The 21,498-nt window shown below is 65.9% G+C and carries 19 protein-coding genes; 7 read left to right on the top strand and 12 right to left on the bottom strand.

Going from position 1 to position 21,498, the window contains the following annotated elements:
* The first annotated feature begins 81 nt into the window (after nt 1–81).
* Together IPF36_RS13495 and IPF36_RS13490 are read left to right on the top strand one after the other, a co-directional pair.
* Entirely contained in the window at nt 82–471 is a 390-nt protein-coding gene (locus IPF36_RS13495) for a hypothetical protein (RefSeq protein WP_240745934.1), read from the top strand.
* 69 nt (nt 472–540) lie between these two features.
* Entirely contained in the window at nt 541–2,166 is a 1,626-nt protein-coding gene (locus IPF36_RS13490) for an NAD(P)/FAD-dependent oxidoreductase (RefSeq protein WP_195428190.1), read from the top strand.
* Here the strand turns inward: IPF36_RS13490 and IPF36_RS13485 are convergent.
* Nucleotides 2,163–3,437 carry a TIGR03862 family flavoprotein gene (locus IPF36_RS13485; protein WP_135704828.1) on the bottom strand — a complete coding sequence of 425 codons (1,275 nt, stop codon included), beginning with the start codon at nt 3,435–3,437 and terminating at the stop codon, nt 2,163–2,165. The two genes, IPF36_RS13490 and IPF36_RS13485, sit on opposite strands and share 4 nt — an antisense overlap.
* An 89-nt stretch (nt 3,438–3,526) precedes the next feature.
* On the opposite strand from IPF36_RS13485, the gene IPF36_RS13480 reads away from it, so the two are divergent.
* Nucleotides 3,527–4,144 (top strand): DUF1415 domain-containing protein, encoded by a 618-nt coding sequence (locus tag IPF36_RS13480; protein WP_135704829.1) that lies wholly within the window; start codon nt 3,527–3,529, stop codon nt 4,142–4,144.
* Nucleotide 4,145: 1 nt separating this feature from the next.
* Here the strand turns inward: IPF36_RS13480 and IPF36_RS13475 are convergent, their stop codons facing one another.
* On the bottom strand, nt 4,146–5,003 hold the full coding sequence (locus tag IPF36_RS13475; RefSeq protein ID WP_133094097.1) for an SAM-dependent methyltransferase: 858 nt from the start codon (nt 5,001–5,003) through the stop codon (nt 4,146–4,148).
* Nucleotides 5,004–5,267: 264 nt separating this feature from the next.
* Here IPF36_RS13475 and IPF36_RS13470 point away from each other — a divergent pair, with 264 nt between their 5' ends.
* Both IPF36_RS13470 and IPF36_RS13465 read left to right on the top strand, forming a co-directional pair.
* On the top strand, nt 5,268–6,881 hold the full coding sequence (locus IPF36_RS13470) for a DUF342 domain-containing protein (RefSeq protein ID WP_195428188.1): 1,614 nt from the start codon (nt 5,268–5,270) through the stop codon (nt 6,879–6,881).
* A 126-nt stretch (nt 6,882–7,007) separates the two neighbouring features.
* Nucleotides 7,008–7,337, top strand: coding sequence for a hypothetical protein (locus IPF36_RS13465; protein ID WP_133094099.1), 330 nt, complete (start codon nt 7,008–7,010; stop codon nt 7,335–7,337).
* An 85-nt stretch (nt 7,338–7,422) separates the two neighbouring features.
* Here IPF36_RS13465 and IPF36_RS13460 read toward each other — a convergent pair whose 3' ends face one another.
* Nucleotides 7,423–8,535: a CapA family protein gene (locus IPF36_RS13460; RefSeq protein WP_133094100.1), complete on the bottom strand. Its 1,113-nt coding sequence runs from the start codon at nt 8,533–8,535 to the stop codon at nt 7,423–7,425.
* Nucleotides 8,536–8,766: 231 nt separating this feature from the next.
* On the opposite strand from IPF36_RS13460, the gene IPF36_RS13455 reads away from it, so the two are divergent.
* Nucleotides 8,767–10,155: an FAD-binding oxidoreductase gene (locus IPF36_RS13455; protein ID WP_133094101.1), complete on the top strand. Its 1,389-nt coding sequence runs from the start codon at nt 8,767–8,769 to the stop codon at nt 10,153–10,155.
* 79 nt (nt 10,156–10,234) lie between these two features.
* Nucleotides 10,235–11,152, top strand: a complete 918-nt coding sequence (gene ppk2 / locus IPF36_RS13450; RefSeq protein ID WP_135704832.1) for a polyphosphate kinase 2 — start codon at nt 10,235–10,237, stop codon at nt 11,150–11,152.
* A 654-nt stretch (nt 11,153–11,806) separates the two neighbouring features.
* On the opposite strand, the gene IPF36_RS13445 is transcribed toward ppk2, so the two are convergent.
* The 9 genes from IPF36_RS13445 to IPF36_RS13405 all read right to left on the bottom strand — a co-directional run bounded on the left by IPF36_RS13445 (nt 11,807) and on the right by IPF36_RS13405 (nt 21,364).
* Nucleotides 11,807–12,799 (bottom strand): tripartite tricarboxylate transporter substrate binding protein, encoded by a 993-nt coding sequence (locus IPF36_RS13445; protein WP_135704833.1) that lies wholly within the window; start codon nt 12,797–12,799, stop codon nt 11,807–11,809.
* Between the two features lie 53 nt (nt 12,800–12,852).
* Nucleotides 12,853–13,614 (bottom strand): cupin domain-containing protein, encoded by a 762-nt coding sequence (locus IPF36_RS13440; RefSeq protein ID WP_195428186.1) that lies wholly within the window; start codon nt 13,612–13,614, stop codon nt 12,853–12,855.
* Between the two features lie 38 nt (nt 13,615–13,652).
* Entirely contained in the window at nt 13,653–14,468 is an 816-nt protein-coding gene (locus IPF36_RS13435; RefSeq protein WP_195428183.1) for a GntR family transcriptional regulator, read from the bottom strand.
* On the bottom strand, nt 14,465–16,255 hold the full coding sequence (locus IPF36_RS13430; RefSeq protein WP_195428181.1) for an acyclic terpene utilization AtuA family protein: 1,791 nt from the start codon (nt 16,253–16,255) through the stop codon (nt 14,465–14,467). Before IPF36_RS13430 ends, IPF36_RS13435 begins: the two co-directional genes overlap by 4 nt.
* A gap of 10 nt (nt 16,256–16,265) precedes the next feature.
* Nucleotides 16,266–17,033, bottom strand: a complete 768-nt coding sequence (locus IPF36_RS13425) for an enoyl-CoA hydratase/isomerase family protein (RefSeq protein ID WP_195428180.1) — start codon at nt 17,031–17,033, stop codon at nt 16,266–16,268.
* Nucleotides 17,026–18,279, bottom strand: a complete 1,254-nt coding sequence (locus tag IPF36_RS13420) for a CaiB/BaiF CoA-transferase family protein (protein ID WP_195428178.1) — start codon at nt 18,277–18,279, stop codon at nt 17,026–17,028. The genes IPF36_RS13425 and IPF36_RS13420 overlap by 8 nt, the downstream gene beginning before the upstream one ends.
* A 202-nt stretch (nt 18,280–18,481) precedes the next feature.
* Nucleotides 18,482–19,585 carry an SMP-30/gluconolactonase/LRE family protein gene (locus IPF36_RS13415; RefSeq protein ID WP_255519759.1) on the bottom strand — a complete coding sequence of 368 codons (1,104 nt, stop codon included), beginning with the start codon at nt 19,583–19,585 and terminating at the stop codon, nt 18,482–18,484.
* Nucleotides 19,586–19,728: 143 nt separating this feature from the next.
* On the bottom strand, nt 19,729–20,277 hold the full coding sequence (locus IPF36_RS13410) for a 2,4'-dihydroxyacetophenone dioxygenase family protein (RefSeq protein WP_133094108.1): 549 nt from the start codon (nt 20,275–20,277) through the stop codon (nt 19,729–19,731).
* A 271-nt stretch (nt 20,278–20,548) separates the two neighbouring features.
* Nucleotides 20,549–21,364, bottom strand: a complete 816-nt coding sequence (locus IPF36_RS13405; RefSeq protein WP_135704839.1) for a GntR family transcriptional regulator — start codon at nt 21,362–21,364, stop codon at nt 20,549–20,551.
* Between the last annotated feature and the right edge of the window lie 134 nt (nt 21,365–21,498).

The following is a 21,498-nucleotide window of genomic DNA, read 5'->3' as shown; positions in this document are numbered from 1 at the left end:
GAGGTCGCACGGGGGTGTGCCTGCCGCGCGCGAGAGGCGGTCGATAGGCTGGAGTCCTGTGCCTGTTACCGGAGCCAAGCCATGCCAAGCGTATCGATCGACACTTCAGCAGCCGTCCCGCAGGTGTCAGCCACGCGCCTGTCCGCCGGGCAATGCCTGCATCTGCATGTGCCAGCGGGTACGGTGCTGCATGCCGGCGCAGGGCAGGTCGAGATCAGCGGGCCGCCGCAATGGCTGGCCGAAACCTGCCACATTCCGCGCCGGCGCCTGCGTGCGGGCGAGTCCCTGACCATGCCGGCGCGAGGCTGGGTGCAGGTGGCGGCGGGCTGCGACGCCGTCTTTACCATCGCGGTGCCGCCTGGCCTGTTCTCCCGCCTGGCGGCGCTGCTGGAGTGGCGCAAGCGCCGCGTGCCATGGCTATCGCGGCACCAGCCGCAATCGATTGCCGACCCGGCGCCCGAAAAACTATAAAATTGCGCTCCGGCCGGACCTGGCACATTGGTGTGCCCAACCCCCCCGGCCGCAGTTCCCGGGTTCCCCATGCTACGTCTAAGTGAAGTCAAACTCCCGCTCGACCATGCCGAAGCCGACCTGGACGCCGCCGTGCGTACCAGCGCCGCGCAGATCGGTGTCAAGGGAGACGGCCTGATCGGCTATACCGTATTCCGCCGCGCCCACGATGCGCGCAAGCGCTCCGACATCAAGCTGACCTACATCATCGATCTCGAAGTCAGCGACGAAGCCGCGGCGCGCAAGCGCATGGCCGGCAAGCCCAACTGGAGCGTGACGCCCGATATGGAGTACCACTTCGTCGCGCGCGCCCCGCAGGGCGGGCCCGCGCTGCGGCCGGTGGTGATCGGCATGGGCCCGTGCGGGCTGCTCGCCGGCCTGATCCTGGCGCAATCCGGCTTCCGCCCGATCGTGCTGGAGCGCGGCAAGGAAGTGCGCGAGCGCACCAAGGACACGTTCGGCCTGTGGCGCAAGAGCGTGCTCAACCCGGAGTCGAACGTGCAGTTCGGCGAAGGCGGCGCGGGCACGTTCTCGGACGGCAAGCTGTACAGCCAGATCAAGGACCCGAAGCACTACGGGCGCAAGGTGCTGAACGAGTTCGTGCGCGCCGGCGCGCCGGAAGACATCCTGTACAAGGCGCGCCCGCATATCGGCACTTTCCGCCTGGTCAGCATGGTCGAGAAGATGCGCGCCGAGATCATCGAGCTGGGCGGCGAGATCCGCTTCGAAACGCGCGTCGACGATATCGACATCGACGGCGGCAAGGTGCGCGGCCTGAAGCTGTCGAATGGCGAGTACCTGGAAGCCGACCACGTCATCATGGCGGTCGGCCACAGCGCGCGCGATACCTTCCAGATGCTGCACGACCGCGGCGTGTTCATGGAGGCCAAGCCGTTCTCGCTGGGCTTCCGCATCGAGCATCCGCAGGGCCTGATCAACCGCAGCCGCTTCGGCAAGTTCGCCGGCAACAAGCTGCTGGGCGCGGCCGACTACAAGGTGGTGCACCACTGCAGCAACGGGCGTTCGGTGTACAGCTTCTGCATGTGCCCGGGCGGCACGGTGGTGGCGGCGGCGTCGGAGCCGGGGCGCGTGGTGACCAACGGCATGAGCCAGTACAAGCGCGCCGAGCGCAATGCCAACGCCGGCATCGTGGTCGGCATCACGCCGGAAGACTATCCGGGCGGCCCGCTGGCCGGCATCGAGTTCCAGCGCAAGTGGGAAGAGCGCGCGTTCGAGCTTGGCGGCAGCAACTACAACGCGCCGGGACAGCTGGTGGGCGACTTTATCGCCGGCCGTGCGTCGACGTCGCTGGGCTCGGTCGAGCCTTCGTACAAGCCGGGCGTGACGCCGACCGACCTGAGCACGTCATTGCCCGACTACGTGATCGAGGCGATCCGCGAAGGCATTCCGGAGATCGACAAGAAGCTGCCCGGCTTCGCGCTGCATGACGCGGTGCTGACCGGCGTGGAGACGCGCACCTCGTCGCCGCTGCGCATCCGCCGTAACAACGACGACTACCAGAGCATCAACGTCAGGGGCCTGTACCCGGCGGGCGAGGGCGCTGGCTATGCCGGCGGCATCTACTCGGCCGCGATCGATGGCATCGAGGTGGCCGAGGCGGTGGCGCTCAGCATCGTCGGCGGCAAGCAGGCTTAGGTTTGCCTCAGATACGCCGCGGCGCCCAGCGCCGCGGTGCGTCCGCTGGCGAAGCATGCCGTCAGCAGGTAGCCGCCGGTGGGCGCTTCCCAGTCCAGCATTTCGCCCGCGCAGAAGACGCCCGGCAGGGCGCGCAGCATCAGCCGTTCATCCATCGCTTCGAAACGCACGCCGCCGGCGCTGCTGATGACCTCGTCAATCGGACGCGGGCGCAGCAGGCGCAACGGCAGCGCCTTGAGCGATACGGCCAGCGTGCCGGGATCCTGCATCGCATCTTTCGTCAGGCATTCGCGCAGCAGCCCGGCCTTGACGCCGGTGATGCCGAGCCGGCTCTGCAGGTGGCTCGACAGCGAACGCGAGCCGCGCGGATGGTTCACTTCGTTGCCGACCTGTTCCGCGGTGTGCGAGGGCAGCAGGTCGAGGTGGATCACCGCGCTGCCATCGGCTTCGAGCCGGTCGCGCATCGGCGCCGATAACGCATAGACCAGGCTGCCTTCGATGCCCGTAGCGCTGATGACGAACTCGCCCTGGCGATAGTGCGCGTTGCCATCGCGATCGGTCAGTGCGATCGCCACCGGCTTGACCGGCGTGCCGGCGAAACGGTCGGCAAACGATTCGCTCCATGCCACATCGAAACCGCAGTTAGCCGGCCGCAGCGGCGCGATATCGACGCCACGGTCAGCCAGCCGCGGCACCCACGCACCATCCGATCCCAGCCGCGCCCAGCTTGCGCCGCCGAGCGCCAGCACCACGGCACGCGCGGGCACCGGCACTTCGCCATGCGGCGTGGCGAAGCGCAGCACGTGCAGCGCTCCCTGATCCCGGTCCTCCCAACCCAGCCAGCGATGCCGCATATGGAACTGCACGCCGGCCTCGCGCAACCGGTGCAGCCATGCGCGCAGCATCGGCGCGGCCTTCATGTCGGTCGGGAAAACGCGGCCCGAGCTGCCGACGAAGGTGTCGATGCCAAGCCCGTGCACCCACTCGCGCAGCGCCTGCGGGCCGAAGTCCGCAAGCATCGGCGCGATCTGCGCGGCACGGGCGCCATAGCGGCCGAGGAAGGCCGGTTCCGGCTCGGCATGCGTGAGGTTCATGCCGCCCTTGCCGGCCATCAGGAACTTGCGCCCGACCGACGGCATCGCGTCATAGACCGCCACGCTGGCGCCTTGCGCCACCAGCACTTCGGCAGCCATCAGCCCGGCCGGTCCTCCGCCGATGATGGCGACATCTGGTGGGTTGGCGGTGGCAGCGGGAGGCGTGGCAGGGGACATGGGGCGCTCGGCAAGGACAGCAGTGTTTCCGCCGCGGATTATAGAGCCTGCGGCAGCGCTAGAATGACGGTTTGCCCGGTATCCCCATCATGCCCTCCGCCGCCACTTCCGCAGACGCTGTCATCGCCGCCACCCGCCACTGGCTTGAGCGCGCGGTGATCGGGCTCAACCTGTGCCCATTTGCCAAGAGTGTTTATGTGAAGGAGCAGGTGCGCTACGTGGTCAGCACCGCCACCGAAGCGCCGGATGTGCTGGGTGAACTCGAGCGCGAGTTGCGCCTGCTCGATGAGACGGATCCGGCGGAGATCGACACCACGCTGCTGATCCTGCCCCACGCGGTGGCCGATTTCCTCGACTACAACGACCTGCTGTACTTCGCCGACCGCCTGCTCGGCAGCCTGGGCCTGGAAGGCACGCTGCAGATCGCCAGCTTCCATCCGCAGTACCAGTTCGCCGATAGCGAGCCTGACGACATCGAGAACTACACCAACCGCGCACCGTATCCGATCCTGCACTTGCTGCGCGAGGACAGCATCGCGCGCGCGGCGGCGGCCTTCCCGGATGCGGCGGATATCTACGAGCGCAACCAGGCAACCATGCGCCGCCTGGGGCATGCGGGCTGGCGCCGCGTGATGGCGGGCGAGGACGAAGCCGAAGACAAAGCCGAAGACAAAGCCACCGGCAAGAACCCGCCCCCGAAAGACTGACTTACGCTGGCTCGGCCGGCTTGTCCGAAACCGGGGCGGTGAAGAAGCGCTCGTTCATCTCTTCCAGTCCCAGCGTTTCCAGCACGTTCTGCAGCCGCTCCGCCGGGCGCCGGCGCGGCAGGTCCTTGTACTGGGCGATGATCAGCTCGTTCTTCATCGAGTGTTCCCAGCCCACCAGCTCGGTCACGCTGACCTGGTAGCCATGCGCCTCCAGCTGCAGGCAGCGCAGCACATTGGTCACCTGGCTGCCGAATTCGCGCGTATGCAGCGGGTGGCGCCAGATCTCGGTCAGCGGATTGCCCGCCAGCAGCTTGCCCTTGTGCTTGCGCAGCACGCTGGCCACTTCGGCCTGGCAACAGGGCACCAGCACGATGTGCTGCGCGCGCTTGGCCAGCGCGAAGCGGATGGCGTCGTCGGTGGCGGTATTGCACGCATGCAGCGCGGTGACCACGTCGACGGTCGGCGGCAACTGTGGCGAGGTGATCGAGTCCGCCACCGACAGGTTCAGGAACGACATCCCGGGAAAGCCCAGCCGCGCTGCCAGCGCCTGCGAGGTCTTCACCAGTTCCTCGCGCGTCTCGATGCCGTAGATATGGGAATCGTCCTTCAAGGCCTTGAAGAACAGGTCGTACAGGATGAAGCCGAGGTACGACTTGCCGGCGCCATGGTCGACCAGCGTGACACGGCCGCGCTCATCCTTGACCTGCTGCAGCAGCGGCTCGATGAACTGGAACAGGTGGTAGACCTGCTTTAGCTTGCGCCGGCTGTCCTGGTTCATCTTGCCGTCGCGCGTCAGGATATGGAGTTCCTTGAGCAGCTCGAGGGACTGGCCGGGGCGGATTTCGTGGGTATTTGACATGGGGACTGCACAGGCTGCGGGACGCGGCGCGTCCCGGAAATGCCGACAGTTTACCGAAAAGTCCGGCGATGCCATCCGCTGATGGCCTGGCCCACCCCTCCTCGGCGGGGGCCGTTGCCCGCTCAAGTTTCGTACTCCCGCTGCCGATGGTCTTGGATCGATAACAAGTGGAGCGCCAGCCGTCCGGGCACGCGCTGTCCGCCAGCGCGGGCAGGCCGCCGTGGCCGAGCGCCATGCAGCTCCGCAACCAACGTCAGGGGACTCATGATGCACGAGTCGGGATTGCGCCTGGAGCTGACCGAGCCAGGTGAGCAGGTGCATGCACGCTACACACCGGAGCCAGGCAGGCTGGCTCCGGATCACGCCAGCCTGAGGCAGTGCCTGGACAGCCACGGCTGGGCCGGCGCGAGGCTGGATGCACGCGCGGTCGCGCAGTTCCTGCAGCAGTGCCAGCGCGCCGAGCATGAGATCGACGCCGCCATCGGTGTGCTCGTCGATGGCGCGTTCGAGCTCGATATCACGGACGACGGCCTGGCCGCGCGGCTCACGCTGATGCCCGCCGAAGGCGGCCGCCCGGTCACGGAGGACGAGATCCGCCGCGCCGTCGCCGAGCGCGGCGTGGTGGCGCCGATCCAGGCGCTGGCGCTCGACGCCGCGCTGGCCGAAGGCCGCAGCGAGCTGCGCACCATCGCCGCCGGCGTGGCGCCGCGCCAGGGCGAGCCGGCACGCTTCGTCAACCTGCTGCAGCCGCGCAAGCCAGTGCAGGCCGATGAGGACGATTCGCGCGTCGACCTGCGCGACCTCGGCAACCTGCTGCTGGTCAGTCCCGGCATGCCGCTGATGCGCCGCATCCCGGCGGTGCCCGGCCATGATGGCGTCGACGTGTTCGGCAAGCCCATTGCCGCCGATCCGATGGACGATCCGCCCTTTGCCGAGGGCCTGACCGGCGCCGCCGCCGATCCCGACGACCCCGACCTGCTGGTTGCCGTGATCGCCGGCGCCCCAGTAGCCGGCGTGCATGGCATCGCCGTCAGCCCGGTGGTGCAGGTGGAGGCGGTCGACCTGCATTCGGGCAACGTCGCATTTGACGGCACGCTGCGGGTGGCGGGCGATATCCGTACCGGCATGTCGGTGCGCGTCAGCGGCGACGTGCTGGTCGAAGGCACCATCGAAGCCGCCGACATCGACGCCGGCGGCAATGTCGTGGTCAAGGGCGGCATCATCGGCAAGTCCGAGACCGGCCATGCCGACGGCGGCATCAGCCGCGCCAGCGTGCGCTGCAAGGGCGCGGTCAAGGCCCGCTTCATCGAGAACGCCGTGGTCGAGGCCGGTACCGAGGTGAACGTCGACAGCGGCATCCGCCAGAGCGATGTTGCCGCGGGCGCGCGCATCGTGGTCGGAGGCCCCGGCGTGCAGGGCAGCATCAGCGGCGGGCGCACGCGCGCCATGCTGGCGGTGCACGCCGCGGTGCTCGGCAGTCCTGCCGGCAGCGCCACCAGCGTGCAGGTGGGACTGAATCCCTATGCCGACGCGCAACGCGCCGCGCTCGAGGCAGACCGCCGGCGGCTGCTGGACGAGCAGAACAAGGTCAGGCAGCTGGTGGCGTTCTTTGCCAGGCATCCGGAGAAGGCCGTCGGCGACCTGCGCGAGAAGGCGCGTGCCACGCTGTTCAAGCTCTCGCGTGACCTGTTCGAGCTGGAAGGCCGCCTGGCCGAACTGGGCCAGCAGATGCAGCCCGCAGCCGGTGCCGTCATCGACGCGGCACGGCGCATCCATGGCGGCGTCACGCTGCAGGTGGGCAGCCGCGTGCTCAAGGTGGTGGAAGACAAGCCCGGTGGCCAGATCCGCCTCGTCGACGACCGTATTGAGGTGACGTGAGCGTGACCTGTGCGTGACCTGTGCCCGCATCAGCGCGCGCGCTTCCCCGCGCCCGAATTTGTACTATCCTGCAGGTATGTCCTGGGGTGCCGCAGGATGGGCGAGAGAGCTAGTCTCGGGCAGTGAATGCAGAAGCGGACCAGCAAACTGTGGAAGCGTTACACGGAACCGACTCACGTGGCACTTGAGATACCGGAAGGCCAGCCAATGCGGCTGGCCTTCCTGCTTTTGCACGTCCCCTGCATCGCGCGCGATCCGACCTACACTGAAGGTGCAACCAGTCTTCTACAGGAGGTTGCTATGACTGCCGCACTGATCACGGCACTGGCGCTGATCGCCCTGGTGGCCTGTGCCGCCTTTGCCATCTGGATCATGCGCGAAAAGAATCCGACGCTGCTGCAGCAGCAGGAGCAGTCGGTACGCACATGGTTCGACCATATGATTCACCGCCACTAGCGCCGCACCGCAGCCTGGCGGTACGTGCCGCAAGAGCCCGCCGTGCCGGCGGGCTTTTTCATGGCGCCGGCCTCATGGTGCGATCTCATGCCGCCGACAGGCGCAGTTCGTGCAGCCCGCTGCGCTCGACCCGCGTGCCGAGCGTGCGTCCTTCATAGGCGAACATCGCCAGCAGCCAGGCGATGTCGACTTCGCCCGCATATTCGAGCCGGAAATGGCTGCGCCGCAGCGGAACCAGCCGCAGGTCTGCGTTGCCTGCCGCATCGAAGCGGACGAATACCATCAGCGCCAGGTCCGGCCGGTAGTCGTCGTAGCCGCCGATGCCCTCGTAGTCGTTGATGAAGTCGCCGCAGCCATAAAGGATGGGCTTGCCGGCATGCAGCTCGATGCCGAGCGGATGGTGCGAGGAATGCCCATGCACGATATCCACGCCGGCCCGCTCCACCAGCCCGTGCGCGAAGGCGCGTTGCGCCGGGTCGATGTCGTAGCCCCAGTTGCCACCCCAGTGGATCGATGCCACCACGAGGTCGCCGGCACGCTTGTCCCTGCCAATCCACGCGGCAATGCGGTCGCACGAGGCGGCGGACCAGTCATCCAGCAGGTTCACGCCGGAGTGGCCGGCGGTGGCGCGCCATGCAGCGGGCGTGCCGCAGTTATGCATGGCGAAGGCAAATACCGCGACGCGCCCGCCGCCCGGCCGCGGCAGCCACGCCGGCCGCATCGCGCTGTCCTCATCGGGGCCGGCACCGGCATGCGCGATACGCGCGGCATCGAGCGCCGCCAGCGTATCGGCCAGGCCAGCGCGTCCCCAGTCGAGCACATGGTTGTTGGCCAGTGACACGCAGTCGATGCCTGCCGCCTGCAGGCAATCGACATTGTCCGGATGCATGCGGTAATGCACGGCCTTGCCGGGCCATGCGTCGTCGCTGGTGGTGATCGCCGTCTCCAGGTTGGCAATGCGCGGCCATGCGCCGCGACTGTCGAGTTCGGCAAGCGCATCGCCCCACGGATACGCGGGCGCCACCGGATGAGCGATCGGGCCCGCCTTGCGCTCGGCCAGGCGCACATAGTCGAGCGCCGAATGCACATACGACTCGTGGAGCAGCGGCTGGCTGGGATGCGCCAGGATCTGGTCGATGCCGCGCCCGGTCATCACATCGCCGCACAGGAACAGGGGAGGGTGGCTGGTTGTGTCCATTTGCGCAGCCGGCCGGCGCCCGTTTGCACCGTGCCGGCGTTGCTTCCATGATAGGCGGGCACGGCGCCATGATCGCGTTGCGGCACTTGAGCGGGGCGCGCTGCACGCCGCGTTTACATTCGCCGGGGGCCTGCCTTAAATGGTGAAGTCATCGGTCCTCGTGGCCATCTTCCTGCACCCCGGCAGCCGCGCGTCGTCCGATGTTTCCAAACCCGCATCGGGAGGCTGATCATGGGCCAGTTATCGCAAGAACATATCGAATCACTAAAGGCGCAAATGCGCGGACGGCTGCTGCAGCCCGCCGACGCCGCCTACGATGATGCCCGCCGCATCTGGAACGCAATGATCGACCGCCGGCCGCAACTGATCGTGCAGGCCGCCGGCGTCGCCGACGTGATCGCCGCGGTCAACTTTGCGCGCGAGCACGGTGTGCTGCTGGCAATACGCGGCGGCGGCCACAATATCGGCGGGCTGGCGATCTGCGACGGCGGCATGGTGCTCGACCTGACGGCGATGCGCTCGGTGCGCATTGACCCGCGGGCACAGCGTGCCTGGGTAGAGCCCGGCGCCACGCTGCGCGACTTCGACCATGAGGCGCAGGCCTTCGGGCTGGCCACGCCGCTGGGCATCAACTCGACCACCGGCGTCGCGGGTCTGACCCTTGGCGGCGGCTTCGGCTGGCTCAGCCGCAAGTTCGGCACCACCGTCGACAACCTGGTCTCGGCGCAGGTGGTCACTGCCGACGGCAAGCTGCTGCGCGCCAGCGCCGACGAGCACCCCGACCTGTTCTGGGCACTGCGCGGCGGCGGCGGCAATTTCGGCGTGGTCACAATGTTCGAGTTCCGGCTGCACCCCGTCGGCCCCGAGGTCTATGGCGGCCTGATCATCTACCCCCTCGAGCAGGGTCCCACCGTGCTGCCGGCCTTTCGCGAGCAGTTCAAGTCGATGCCGGATGAATTGACGGTATGGGCGGTGTTGCGCCAGGCCCCACCGCTGCCGTTCCTGCCACCGGAGGCGCATGGCAAGCCGATCGTGGCGCTGGCGATCTGCTATATCGGCCCGCCGGAGCATGGCGCCGCGCTGGTCGAGCCGCTGCGCAAACTGGGCACGCCTTATGGCGAGCATGTCGGACCGATGCCGTTCACGGCATGGCAGCAGGCCTTCGATCCCTTGCTGACGCCGGGAGCGCGCAACTACTGGAAATCGCACAACTTCGCCGGGCTCGACGACGGCCTGATCGCGATGCTGGTCGAGCAGATCGGCAAGCTGCCGTCGCCGCAATGCGAGGTGTTCGTCGGCGCGATGGGCGGCCAGACCAACCGCGTGGCGCCGGACGCCACCGCCTATGCCAACCGCGACGCGCAGTTCATCATGAACCTGCACGGGCGCTGGGACACGCCGGCCGAGGACGACGCGTGCATCGGCTGGGCCCGCGAAGTATTCCGCGCCGCGGCGCCGTTCGCGCTGGGCAGCGTCTACGTCAATTTCCTGACGCAGGAAGAAACCGACCGCATCGGCGCCGCCTACGGTCCCAACTTCGCACGGCTGGTCGAGGTCAAGCGCCGCTACGACCCGGGCAACCTGTTCCGCCACAACCACAACATCAACCCGGCGGCATAGCGCGCGCAGGCGTTCACGCGGCTGCAACACTGGCGTGCCAGCATCGGCGCGACCGCGATGTATCCGACAGGAGGAGCAGATGAGACCGGGCGAGGCAGAGCTGGTACGGCGCATCCACAATGAAGTGGCCGACTACTACGACGAAGAGATCGAACTGGAGCTGGACGACCGCGAAGCCAGCGAAGCCTTCGGCGACCCGGTACATCTGCCCGAAGGGGCCGAGCAGGACAGCCGCCGCCACTATTTCCGCGAGCTGTTCCGCCTGCAGGGCGAGCTGGTCAGGCTGCAGAGCTGGGTCGCGGCCACCGGCCACAAGCTGGTGATCCTGTTCGAAGGGCGTGACGCCGCCGGCAAGGGCGGCGTGATCAAGCGCATCACGCAGCGGCTGAACCCGCGCGTATGCCGCGTGGCCGCGCTGCCCGCGCCCAACGACCGCGAACGCACCCAGTGGTACTTCCAGCGCTACGCGGCGCAACTGCCCGCGGCAGGCGAGATCGTGCTGTTCGACCGCAGCTGGTACAACCGCGCCGGCGTCGAGCGCGTGATGGGGTTCTGCAACGACGAGCAGTACGAAGAATTCTTCCGCTCGGTGCCAGAGTTCGAGAAGATGCTGGTGCGCTCCGGCATCCAGGTCGTCAAGTACTGGTTCTCGATCACGCACGACGAACAGCGCCTGCGCTTCCTCAGCCGTATCCACGATCCGCTCAAGCAATGGAAGCTCAGCCCGATGGACCTGGAATCGCAGCGGCGCTGGGAGGACTACACCAAGGCCAAGGAGATCATGCTCGAGCGCACCCACATCCCCGAGGCGCCGTGGTGGGTGGTGCAGGCCGACGACAAGAAGCGCGCACGGCTGAACTGCATCCACCACCTGCTCAGCCTGGTGCCTTACCAGGACGTGGACGCACCCACGATCGTGCTGCCGGCGCGCGAGCGGCATGAGGACTATGTGCGGCATCCGGTGCCGCAAGAGATGTTCGTGCCGGAAGTGTACTGACGCACCTGGCGTTAGGGTAAGTGCGGAGTGCGGTATCGGCCCCGCAGCGGCAGCGCTCCCTATAATGAAAACGGCCACCTGGCAAACAAGGGTGGCCGTGCATCGTGGACCTGTTTGCTTTTTGGGCGACCATGCTTGTCGCCTACCTCCTGATGAAGCACGCTGGCTGCTTCAGCCAGCCGGTGCTCTATCCCGACTTCGACCATCCGTTCCGGTATTGGTGGGCGCGGCGGTTGGGGCGGTAGCCTGCCTCTCCCCGTTTGCCGGAACGCCATGGCCGACGCGTCTGCGGTGGCATCATGCGCGCCGTGGGCAGACGCCATGCGCTAGATGCCGCGAGGATGGGAGCTTATCGAGACGGAAGAAGATCCGCTTGCGCTGGCCTGGGCCGCGCTTCGGAGATCAGGCAACAAAAAACCCGGAGAGCGTGAGGGCTGTCCGGGTTTGCGTGGGCGATGCCCTGAATTCTTTTTGGTGCCGAAGAGAGGCGATTTCCGTTGTCATACTCCTTAAAAATCAACGAGTTAAATCCTATTCGTGGCGCCGTCGCGCAATGCCAAGCACGGAAAGTTCACCCAGATCCGACTGATCCGGATGTTCTGACTACCGCCAGGGGGCCGGCCGAGTATTCCCGGCCTCCGACGGCGGCGCAGGTCATTCCGGCTGAATGCCGGCGGCTTTGATTGCCTCAGACCATTTGACGGTCTCGCTGCGCACGAACGCTGCCAGTTCTTCTGGCGTCGATGGGAAGGGTTGGCCTCCTGTCCGGCTGAAGTGTTCGGTAGCCGCCGGGCTCGTCAGCCCATGCCGAATCAGCTGGCTCATGCGCGCGACGACGGGTTTCGGCGTGGTGGCAGGAAAGAAGGCAGCAACCCAGGCCGTCATCTCATACCCTGCCAGGCCGCTTTCCGCCATGGTCGGAACATTGGCGAGCAGGGGATGGCGCCTGGACGTGGTCACGGCGACTGCGCGCAGCTTGCCGTTCTGGATCAGGGGCAGGGCCGGATTGATGTCGGAAATCATAAAGTCGACCTGGTGGCCCATCAAGTCGGTCAGGCCCTGCGGCACGCCCTTGTAGGGCACATGCAGTGCCGGTGCGCCGCTCATCATCTTGTAGAGCTCACTGGCGACCCGGGTGGAGGAACTGCCGCTGGCGAAGGTCAACTTGCCTTGCCGGCTTTTCGCCAGCGTGGTCAGTTCTGAGACCTTCTGCACCGGGCTGTCGGATGGCACCACCAGGACCAATCCGCTTCTTGCGATCAACGACACCGGCGCGTAGTCCTTGATGGGATCATAGGGCAGCTTTTTGAACAGGGACGCATTGGCCGCGTGGGTGGTATTTGTCGTGATGAGCATCGTGTAGCCATCGCCGGGCGCAGTCGCGACCGCCGTTGCCGCGATGAAGCCGTTGGCACCGGGGCGGTTTTCCACGACGACGGACTGTCCGGTCTGGTCAGTGATAATCCGCGCGATGTAGCGCGCGATGTTGTCCGTGCCACTGCCTGCAGGGAACGGCACCACGACACGGATCGGCTTGTCCGGATACTCGTTGAGGCCCGCTGCCCACACCCATTGCGGGGCCGCGGAAGCAGCGGCCAGTCCGGACAGCAGGGCGAGCATGCGCCGCCGGGGAAATCGCTGGATCATCTTGTCTCCTCCCGCATCTCGGGATCTGATGGATTGACTTGGCCGAGCTTGCGTCAAGACAGCGGATCGTGTGCGCGAATGACAATCAGCTCACACGTCCCGTCCGCCGATTCGAGGCTGAGTTCCGCACCGTCGGGAACGTAGACCCACTCCCCGGTCCCGGCTGCGAAGCGCTCCTCTTCAATGTGCCCGTGGAGCGTGCCGCCACGCACGAAGAGCACCTGCTCGGTCTCGCCAAGCCTGTGCGGCTCGGCGCCGCCATCGGGATCAAGTTCGACCATATAGATGTCGAGAAAGCGGGAATTGACGGTCTCGCGTGTGATGACCGGCCTGACGAGCGCGCCACGGTAGTGCGGCAGCGCGATCGGTTCGGTGCTGGCAGGAACGTCGCGGACATCGGCAGCACCGGTCTGAAGGCGTGGGTCGTCCGGGCCGGCCGCGGTCACTGCAGCGTTCGGGTTTTCGCTGTACGGCGGCGCGTAGACCACCATCACCTGTACCGGTTCGTCGCTGATGACCTCGAAGCGATGGAAGACGCCGGCGGCGTTGAAGCTCCAGTCACCCGCGCGCAAGATGCGCTGCTTTCCCGGTAGTTCGCCAAGACCCTCGCCGGCGAGCAGGAACGACGCCTGCTCAAGATTCGGGTGTGCATGCGGCAACGCGCCGTGGCCCCGCGAAATCGTGCCCAGCAGGACCTCGAGCCGGCGCGCGCCGACAGTCTCCTTGCCGATGATGCGCTGGTTCGCCGTTCCCGTATGGTTGTCCGGTGCGTACGCGGGCACGTCAGCGGCCCGCCGTACATAGGATGATGTCATTCGGATGTCTCCTCGCTTGAAGGTGAAATCTGTCGCGCTCAGCGACGGCTGTCGGGGATGGCGAGCGCGGGGTAGTGCTCGGTCAGCTTGGCGGGCATTTCCACGTCCAGGATGAACCGGTCGCCGCGATACCAGAACTCCCCTGCCAGCAGTACATTGCCGTCGACGTCCAGCGTCGACCGGACGATCCTGGCAATAGGCGCCCCGAAGCCATAGGCGAGGTCGCGCGCCAGGATGTAGTCGGCCGGCTCCACTGTCATGGTCTGCTGCATCATGCCAAGGCGGTCACCTTCGACCTGGCGCAGCAGGTGACCGAGCTTGTGGTGTCTTTCGCCACCGCGGGGAAAGCGGGCAAAGACTGACGAGGCCACATACACCTCGATCAGGCAGAATGGCGTGCCGCCATGCAAATGCAGTTTGCGGACCATGACATAACTGTCCAGCGGCGTGCCGCGGCGGGCCAGCCCCGGCCGCAGCGCCACGCCCTCGCGCAGTTCGAGGATGCGGATTTCCAGTTCGCTGCCATGGGCCGATTCGTCATTGATGGCGGAGCGCAGGCCTTCTCCGGGTGCTGGCGGCTGCTTCATGACGTGGGTGCCACGACCGCGCTGGCTGCTGATTAGCCCCTCTTCCGTCAGCGCGGCAAAGGCCTGGCGCACGGTGACCTTGGCGATCCCGTAGCTTTGGGCGAGGCTGTCCACGGTTGGTAGCTGCATGCCCACCGGGTACTCGCCTGACACGATCTTGTGCCGGATGACGCTGGCGAGTTGTCGATATCGCGTCACGCCGCCGGTGCCGTCGTCGGCGAGGATGACGCTCTCGTTGGCCGCAGCGCTGGTCGCATTGCTGGTCATGACAACAACTCCCGCGGCACGCGCACGGGCATGGTAAGCAGAATCTGCGCCATTCCCTTGCCGAGCGGATCATTGCGCAGCGACGCCATGCCACCGCCATCCAGTGCCGACTCGCAGACAAAGTTCATGGCGTCGAAGCCAGGCAGGTCGTAGCAGGTCACCGGCCCTTTCACAAGGTAGCCAAGCCACTCCGCCACGCGCGCCACCGTCACTTCCGCCCGCAGCACGGGCAGGTACGCCGGCCGGCGGGCGATCAGTCCGATGTTCGAGGTATCCCCCTTGTCGCCGCTACGGCCATAGGCAAGCCGGATCAGCGGAACTTCGACGGTGTCGCTTTCTGCCGGGCCCGTGGCCGGCGCTTCCGCGAGTGAAGACGCCACCGGGGCGACGGGTACCGCCTGGCCGCCCGAAGGAACAGTGACGCCGCTGCGTACGCCGTCTATCACCACCGCCGGGATCAAGGTGCCCTTGTCGAGCAGGAATGCATACTGGCGGATCGATGGCGAGGGACTGGAACGCCCGCCAGCCGAGCCCGTCGTGCCCGGCGCCCAACTGGTCCCCGCCGCGGCAATTTCCCGCGCGAACAATTCCAGCGCCGCCTTCTCGGGATGCATAACCGCCAGCCGCATCACCGCCTCGCGGGTGTGACGGACGGCAGCATGTGGCCCAAAGCAGGACTCCGCTCCCAGCACCTCAACGTGGGTGCGGCTGTAGTCTCCCCACCCGTTCTCCCCGAACAGCTTGCGCGTGCGGGCAAGGATCGCCTGCGCCGTGCGTTCCGCCTTGGCCACCGCGTCGATGCCGACGATGGAAAGCTGGGCATTGCAGCGAAAGCCGTCGATATAGGTGGCACAGACCTTGTAGGCATTGCCTGGGGCCCGCCCGCGCGCGCCGCTGACTTCCACCAGGTCGGCTGCGGCCTGCCGAAGGGTTACCTGCGTGAAATCGCAGGTGACGTCTGGCAGCAGATAGGTGGCCGGGTCGCCGATCTCGTACAACACCTGCTCGCCGACCGTGGCGGTATTGACCAGTCCCCCCGTGGCGGGGGGCTTGCCGACCAGGAAGGTGCCGTCGGCACGGCACTCGACCACCGGATAGCCGATGTCGTGCCAGTCCGGGACGCTTTCCCAGTCGGTATGCAAGCCGCCCGTGGCCTGGCACCCGCACTCGATGATGTGCCCGGCCAGACTGCCTTGCGCCAGGCGGTCATAGTCGTCGGCCTGCCAACCGAACTCGTGCATCAGCACGCCGAGCGTCACGGCACTGTCCACGCAGCGTCCGGTGATGACGATCTGGGCTCCCTGGTCCAGCGCCTGTTTGATCGGCAAGGCCCCCAGGTACGCGTTGGCGCTGACTACCTTCTCCGGAAGGGGGCGGCCTTTCTGCATGTCCTGCACACCGGCTTCGCGCAGGTGTGGAAGCAGGGGCATCACGTCATCGCCTTCCACCACGGCGATGCGCACTGTCAGGCCCTGTTCCGCGGCCAGCGCGGCAATGGCCTGCGCACACCCGTGCGGGTTCATGCCGCCGGCATTGCTGACCACGCGGATCCCGCGCGCGGCAATTTCTCCGAGCAGGTGCTTCATTGTCACCGTCACGAAATCGGTGGCGTAACCCAGTTCCGGCTTGCGCAATCGGGCGGCGGCGAGAATCGACATGGTCAGTTCGGCCAGGTAGTCGAACACCAGGTAATCGATATCGCCGTGGCGCACAAGCTGTGGCGCGCCAACGCTGCTGTCGCCCCAGAACCCGGAAGCCCCGCCAATGCGTACCGTTTTCACGTCCATTCCCATCTCCCTATCTGCCAGTCCACAAGGGCTCGCGCTTCTCGCGGAATGCCAGCTGGCCTTCGCGCGCGTCCTCGGTCAGTGCAAAGAGCCCGATCTGGCTTTCCGTGAACGCCATGGACTGCTCGAACGACATGTTTTCCGTATGCTTGAGCGTGTACAGCCCCCGACGAATGGCGGCGGGCGAATTGTTCAGCAGGCGGGCCAGCAGCAAGTCCAGCCTGGCGTCGAGAGCGTCGCTGACATCGTTGACGAGTCCTGCGGCCAGCGCTTCCCTCGCGGACAGCGGCTCGCCGCACAGGCACAATTCGGTGAGCGTGCGGCGTGGCACCAGGTGCTGCAGCACGCTCAAGACCTGTGCCGGGAACAAGCCCAGCTTGACCTCCGGCAGGCCGAAGCGGGCGCCTTCGCTGGCGATCGCCAGATCGCACATCGCCATCAGCCCCATGCCGCCCGCCATGCAGGCGCCGTTGACACGGGCGATCAGCGGTACCGTCGACTGTCTGGCGCAGCGGAAAAGGTCCGCCATCCCCAGGTAGGGCTCGGCGTAATCGAAGGCAAAGGATCTGCCGGTCTGCAGATCGGCGCCGGCGCAGAACGCCTGCTCGCCCGTTCCGGTAATGACCACAGCGCGGATGTCGGCATCACGATCGGCGCGCAGGATGCCGTCGCGAAGTCCCTGCACTACGCCCGGCGTGATGGCATTGCGGCGCCCCGGGCGGTTGATGGTCAGGTAGAGCACTGCGCCCCGGACCTCGCTCAGCAATTCTTCACTCATGGCTGGTTTCTCCTTTGGCGTGGAGCGCTTTCGGCCAGTCCCCCAAGATGCCGGACGCGTGCAGCGCATCGATGGTGGCGTCGTCGTAGCCGGCCTCACGCAGTACCTCGCGGCTGTGCTCACCCAGGCCAGGTGCATGGCGGCGGCTGGTCGGTGGGGTGCCATGCCATTCGCTGGGCACCGCCATCTCCCGGATACGCCCGACGGCCGGGTGGTCCGATTCGCTGAAGAAGCTGATGTCCTGCAAATGCGGATCGTCCAGCAGCGACTCGAACGTGTGCATCGGAAAGACCGGAACATCGGCCTCCTTGAGCAGGGTGCGCCATTCCTCGGTGCTGCGCCTGGCCATTTCGTTGCTGACCATGGCATACAGGTCGGTGATGTGGGCGGTGCGGGTGTTGATGTTGGCGAAGCGCGGATCGGTGTCATACAACTCAGGCTTGCCAATGACCCGGAGGAAGGCCCGCCAATGGTGATCGTGATAGATCAGGCAGCAGACATGTCCGTCCTTCGTCTTATACGGGCGCCGCTCGGGCGAGAGCAGTCGCGGATAGCCGAAGCCGCCCTTCGGCGGGACGAAGGTCTCGCCATACAGGTGGTCTCCCATCACATAGGGAACCATCGTCTCGAACATGGGCACATCAACGCGCTGGCCCTTGCCAGTGCTCATGCGCGAATACAGGGCGGCGCAGATCACACCGAAAGCATAGAGCCCCACCGAGCGATCCGCGATGGTGATGGGCAGATACCGGGGACTGTCGCCGCTGCCCAGCGAAACGGCCAGCGGCAGGCCGGTTGCGGCCTGGATCAGGTCATCGAAGGCAGCCTGGGGCGCGTAGCGTCCCCGCTGCGAAAAGCCGAACATGCCGACATAGACCAGGCGCGGATTGATGGCCGACAGCGTTTCATAGTCCAGCCCCAGCCGCTGCATCGCCTGCGGGCGCACGTTGTAGGCCAGCACGTCGGCATCCCGTACCAGGCAAAGCAGGGCCTCACGCCCCGCGGGCGCTTTCAGGTCAAGCACGATGCTGCGCTTGTTGCGATTCAGACCCAGGAATAGCGGGCCCATCTTCTCATCGCCGCAGGGACCGATGCCGCGCGTACTGTCTCCGCCCGGAGGCTCGACCTTGATCACGTCGGCGCCCAGGTCAGCCAGCATCTGGGTGGCAGAAGGCCCCATGAATACTGACGTGATGTCGACGACTTTCACGCCGGCCAGCGGCCCCGTTGTCTCCTCTTTCTTCATATCCTTTTCATCCCGTTGGGGCAATGTATGACGGCTGGCCGGAAGGCCGCCGTTCCGTGCCGATCGGCCGCGACCTCGGGCTTGCAACAACGCATCGTTCATCGGTCGGGCTCCGGCTGGATTAACTCAGTTGAATTCGTCCACCATCATCGGCTGCAAGCTTTCATCGACCGGTGTCGTGCGGTCAGCGACCAGGATCTGGTTAGCGTGGACCGCGGTCGAGCGCAAGACGTTCTGGTATCGGCTTCTTGATTCTCGAGATGGTGTGGGTCTTCACCTGGCGCGCCCACGGCCCATCGATGGTGCGCAGATTCCTGGGCACAAGATGCGCCAGGCCAAGCTCGTCACTGAGCTGCGAAATGGCCGTCTCGACATCGAGTGAGAGGTTGGTGACCAGAATGTCGTCGCCATGGAAGACGAGGCTGTTCGACCAGAGGAAGCCGATCGGCGCCCCGTTGCGATCGATGCCGCCGAAATCGCCGAGCTTGGCAATGACCCGGCCTTGCGTCGGCTCGAGCACGAGAATCTCGTTGGACTGGTTGCACGCGATCCAGAGGTTGTCGTGCTCGTCGATGATCAGGCCGTCGGGTCCGCCGCCGATCCGGTTGACGAAGACTTCAGGGGTGCCGGGCTCGAGCGTCGGGCCGCTCACCGGTATCCTGACAACGATGTCGTTCGCCGTATTGGCAACGAACAATGCCGTCTTCTTGTTGTTGAACGCCAGGCCATTGGCGCCGATGGTCGGTGGTATCCGCGTGGGCTTCAGCAGCGCGCTGGTGACCCAGGCCGTCCCTTCGCCGCCATCGGGTCCGACCTTCCAGATGATCCCCTGATGGGCGTCGGTCACGTAGACGTTTCCGGCGGGGTCGAACGTCAACCCGTCGAGGCCGGGGTTCTTGCCGGTGACCGTCATGAACACGGACGAGGCACCCGTCCTGGGGTCGACGCTCAGGACCTTCGCACCCTTGTAGTCGACGACGAGCAACTGGCCCGTCCGGGGATGGAAGCCGAGGTCAAGCAACAATCTGCTCGAGCCCTTGATGGTGACAGTGCGCAGGTGCTTGCCCCGCGGATCGAACACAAGTAGCGTGCCCTCGCTCGTCCTGGGCTTGTTCGCCGCCACCGTGACGACGTAGACATTGCCCTCGCGGTCCACGGTGATCCCCTCGGGATGCGCCTCACCAGCGGGCAACTTGGCGAAGGTTTCGACCTTGCCGCGTTCCCACGCTCTTGTGGCTAGCGGCGTCGCCAGCAAAGCGAGCAACAACAGCATCGGCAGTATCGACATCCTCTCGGCTTTGATCATTCTCATCTTGCACTCTCTCAATCTCGCGGATTGATGGATCGTCACTGATTGATCTGATCGGTGTCGTACACGCTGGCCTGTAAGGAGCAGAGGAACGGCACCGCGCAGGCCGGCGAGCGGCCTGCCTTGGTGTCAGTCGCTTCTTATCCCTCGATAACGTCGGTGCCGTTACCGCGGACGTAGGGCACCGGTCCGATGCCGCGCGCAGCCGCGAGAGCCTGGATCGCGTACTGGATCGAGAGTGCGTCATTGAGCGAGTGGAACGTGCCGTCCTCGTTGAAGCTCACCTGCGCGCCTTCGATCCAGGCGATGGTGATCGTGTCCTCGGTGTTGTCCTCGGGGGTGTAGAAGGTGTGCACCGAGCCGCCGGGTTCGTACAGGTAGGAGCCGGCCGTCTGCGGCTGGTCAGGGTACTCGCGATACTTCCAGCAGCCCTGGATTGTCCACACCTGCGCCGTTCCGGTGTGGTAGTGAATCGGAAGGGAACAGCCGGGTTCCACGATGGCCATGATGACCCACTCACCACGCTCCGGGTCCATGCGCAGCGGCCTGATGTGGATGCCCGGAAAGACATCCTTGATCAGCGGGATCTGCTCGATATTGACGGTCAGGAGCTTGTCCTGCGGCAAGGCGGGCAGCGGCAGCTTGGCGCCGGTGGACGTCGTGGGCTGTGTAAGTACTCTTGCAGTCATGAGTTGTCTCCGTTTGTTAGAGGATGTGAATCCTTGAGAAGGAAGTCGCCCTTTGACGACACGGAAGAGGGACGCCGCTTCGGCGGGGAACTCAGTACGGCGGCAACGCGCCGGAGGAATAGAAGCGCCCAGTGCAACGGCGAAGCCTGGCTAACGGGCTTGCATGTCAAGTTGATACTTCTAAAGTTCTAATGTTGGAATGTTAGTGGCTGAGGAAGGATTTTTCTGCCCCTTGTTTACCCTAGGGGCTGAACGACCAGGATTTTTAGCCTTACTTGCGCTCGCCAGCGGCCCTGCGAGGTTCGGTAATGGCAGGCACCGCCTTCAATGCGGACGCCGGGATGTCAATTTCGGAGACGTAGCGGTCACCCCGATACCATGTGACGCCGGCGTAGAGTACGTTGCCTTTGTTATCAAGAAGACGTCGCGACATCTTCGCGACGGGTGTGGCGAACGGGATTTTCAGCATGTCGCACAGGGGAAAATCCGCCGGCATTACGGTCAACCGTTGTCGCACACGTTTGCCCCGCGAGCCCAGTTCATCGAGCAGCGCGGCGAGAAGCTTTTTGTTCCTGGCGGTGTCCTTGGGCAATGCGTCGAAGACCAGGGTCAACACATAGATCTCCGCGTAGCAGAACGGCTCGCCGGAATAGGTGTGTAGCTTGCGGACACAGACGTACTCGCCGTCCGACCGGTCGCCCGGTCCGAGCAGTTCCTGCGGCACCTTGGTGCGGCGCCGGACTTCGAGTACTTCGAAGGCGAGCGCCTCCGGCGCCGCGAACGGATCGTTGATCGCCAGTTCGAGGTCGCCGGTGGCGGCGGGCAGGGCAGCCACGTGGGTCCCGATGCCTCGCTGGCTACGAATCAGGCCTTCCTTGGAAAGCAGCTCATACGCCTGCCGGACGGTAACGACGGCCACGCCCAGGTCAGCGGCGAGCTGCGTTATCGGCGGCAGCAGCATGCCGAGCGGATACTCGCCCTTTGCGATCCGGTGCCTCAGCAACGAGGCCAGCCGCTGATATTGCGCAACGCCCCGTTCAGCCGACAGGTCCGGCCACTCATTCCCCGTAGTTCGATCGTCCGTCATTCCAGTTGCCTGACACTCAGAACCTTGGAGTATGCCCCAGAAAAACGGGTGGCCCCTTAGCTGGCAGGCGTCCACCGTCGGTCGGCCGGAACCGGCTGCGTCGAGATGTGGCGCGGTGGCGCCGGGTACGAACG

The sequence above is a fragment of the Cupriavidus sp. IK-TO18 genome, assembly GCF_015549295.1.
GTDB classification, from domain to species: Bacteria; Pseudomonadota; Gammaproteobacteria; order Burkholderiales; family Burkholderiaceae; genus Cupriavidus; species Cupriavidus oxalaticus_A.
This window is presented reverse-complemented; position numbering and strand designations above follow the sequence as displayed.

Coding starts and splice junctions, on each gene's coding strand:
- IPF36_RS13445 (WP_135704833.1), bottom strand. CDS start 12,799: ATGATCCAGCGATTTCCCCGGCGGCGCATGCTCGCCCTGCTGTCCGGA.
- IPF36_RS13440 (WP_195428186.1), bottom strand. CDS start 13,614: ATGACATCATCCTATGTACGGCGGGCCGCTGACGTGCCCGCGTACGCA.
- IPF36_RS13480 (WP_135704829.1), top strand. CDS start 3,527: ATGCCCTCCGCCGCCACTTCCGCAGACGCTGTCATCGCCGCCACCCGC.
- IPF36_RS13410 (WP_133094108.1), bottom strand. CDS start 20,277: ATGACTGCAAGAGTACTTACACAGCCCACGACGTCCACCGGCGCCAAG.
- IPF36_RS13405 (WP_135704839.1), bottom strand. CDS start 21,364: ATGACGGACGATCGAACTACGGGGAATGAGTGGCCGGACCTGTCGGCT.
- IPF36_RS13415 (WP_255519759.1), bottom strand. CDS start 19,585: ATGATCAAAGCCGAGAGGATGTCGATACTGCCGATGCTGTTGTTGCTC.
- IPF36_RS13455 (WP_133094101.1), top strand. CDS start 8,767: ATGGGCCAGTTATCGCAAGAACATATCGAATCACTAAAGGCGCAAATG.
- IPF36_RS13470 (WP_195428188.1), top strand. CDS start 5,268: ATGATGCACGAGTCGGGATTGCGCCTGGAGCTGACCGAGCCAGGTGAG.
- IPF36_RS13485 (WP_135704828.1), bottom strand. CDS start 3,437: ATGTCCCCTGCCACGCCTCCCGCTGCCACCGCCAACCCACCAGATGTC.
- ppk2 (WP_135704832.1), top strand. CDS start 10,235: ATGAGACCGGGCGAGGCAGAGCTGGTACGGCGCATCCACAATGAAGTG.
- IPF36_RS13420 (WP_195428178.1), bottom strand. CDS start 18,279: ATGAAGAAAGAGGAGACAACGGGGCCGCTGGCCGGCGTGAAAGTCGTC.
- IPF36_RS13495 (WP_240745934.1), top strand. CDS start 82: ATGCCAAGCGTATCGATCGACACTTCAGCAGCCGTCCCGCAGGTGTCA.
- IPF36_RS13425 (WP_195428180.1), bottom strand. CDS start 17,033: ATGAGTGAAGAATTGCTGAGCGAGGTCCGGGGCGCAGTGCTCTACCTG.
- IPF36_RS13465 (WP_133094099.1), top strand. CDS start 7,008: ATGCAGAAGCGGACCAGCAAACTGTGGAAGCGTTACACGGAACCGACT.
- IPF36_RS13490 (WP_195428190.1), top strand. CDS start 541: ATGCTACGTCTAAGTGAAGTCAAACTCCCGCTCGACCATGCCGAAGCC.
- IPF36_RS13475 (WP_133094097.1), bottom strand. CDS start 5,003: ATGTCAAATACCCACGAAATCCGCCCCGGCCAGTCCCTCGAGCTGCTC.
- IPF36_RS13430 (WP_195428181.1), bottom strand. CDS start 16,255: ATGGACGTGAAAACGGTACGCATTGGCGGGGCTTCCGGGTTCTGGGGC.
- IPF36_RS13435 (WP_195428183.1), bottom strand. CDS start 14,468: ATGACCAGCAATGCGACCAGCGCTGCGGCCAACGAGAGCGTCATCCTC.
- IPF36_RS13460 (WP_133094100.1), bottom strand. CDS start 8,535: ATGGACACAACCAGCCACCCTCCCCTGTTCCTGTGCGGCGATGTGATG.